At 37.2% G+C, this 1364-nt stretch carries 1 protein-coding gene; it reads left to right on the top strand.

Going from position 1 to position 1364, the window contains the following annotated elements; all coding sequences use genetic code 11:
- Positions 1–472: 472 nt before the first annotated feature.
- Positions 473–1090: an EF-hand domain-containing protein gene (locus tag F9Y84_RS21790; RefSeq protein ID WP_147391504.1), complete on the top strand. Its 618-nt coding sequence runs from the start codon at positions 473–475 to the stop codon at positions 1088–1090.
- Positions 1091–1364: the final 274 nt, after the last annotated feature.

Below are 1364 nucleotides of genomic sequence, written 5' to 3'. Positions count from 1 at the left end.
CCAATTTGCTTAATTAAGTGGTCTATTTTGAGGCGAGAAAATCTTGTCGATAACTCCGCTACCGCGTCCTGCTATCGCTAAGGTACCTACATCCATATAGGCAAGGCAAAAATTTTGCTATTTAGTTATTCTAAATGAGAAATTTTTAACGCTGTTAGCGTCAGATTTACTCCTTCAAATTGAGCAAGTATTAAGTCAAATTGGTATAAACTTGAGTTGTGAGATACTTATCATTAACGAGCTATTGTAAGAACGTATGATTTAAATCGTCTAGGAACCCATACATAACTGGGTTTATATTTCCCTGAAGCCATATTGCTTTTGATTCACTTCACGTCACAAATTAAATATAGAATTCCATATTCTTTGCACATTTCCCTACCATCTTATTATTGAACCTAACATATCGCGGCCTTAACTGAATGAGCTTTTTAGTTTGGGCGCAGATTATTTAACCCAAAAGAGGTAGAGCATGAATAACTCAATACGTAATATTGCTATTTCGGCGGCTGTGTTAACTACATTAACTTTAAGCGTACAAGTTGAGGCAAGAAAAAGTGATAGGAACCATAAAAAAGCACCTGAAATTGTATTTAGCAAACTCGATTTAGATCAGAGTGGTACGCTGATCCTTGATGAATTACAGGGTAATGAACAGACTAAAGCTGAAAAAAAGTTAGCGCGTGCAGATCTTGATGGTAACGCAAGTATTGACCTGACGGAATACCTTGCAAAGCAGCGTCATTCGCATGATTTATCTACGTATGCGACCGAAATAGTGCAATGTGTACAAGCATTAAAAGATGCAGATGAAGCAAGCCTTATTGTCGTACCGAGTAGCGATAAATTTGCATCACCAGAAGAAAAGTTTGCTCAATTAGATTCTGATGATAGTGGTGCGATTAGTGTTGATGAAATTGTACAGGCGTTGGCCACTCGTCAAGAAATACGTTTCGCTGAGATGGATAGTGATAATAGCAATGACGTTACACTAGAAGAGTTTATTCAAAATGGTGAACGTAAGCAGGCAACAAGAGCAGCTGTCAAAGAGTGTATCGACAGTTTAGTTGATGTGACTGAGGTGATTTAATAAAAACTTCAGTTATTCACCAACAATAGCATAACGCACTTTCTAAATTTATTGCCCTAGTGATAACCTCATTAGGGCTACGAAAAATATATTCACTTTATTTAGCCTGAGGTTTGGATAAGAAGATTCCAACTTATTGTTGCTAAAGTGTACTAGCTCAGACTTGATCTGACAGTTACCCGTTTTTCAATCGGTGGCTGTCAGTTTAGATTTGAGCTAAATTTTTCTCAGCCCAAATTGATTTTCCATCAAGCAATGTTTCAAATGGCGTTCT

Origin of the sequence: Pseudoalteromonas peptidolytica, from assembly GCF_012641745.1 — a bacterium.
In the GTDB taxonomy this organism is placed as follows: domain Bacteria; phylum Pseudomonadota; class Gammaproteobacteria; order Enterobacterales; family Alteromonadaceae; genus Pseudoalteromonas; species Pseudoalteromonas peptidolytica.
The sequence above is the reverse complement of the archived record's forward strand: the minus strand, read 5'-3'. Positions and strand labels throughout refer to the sequence as shown.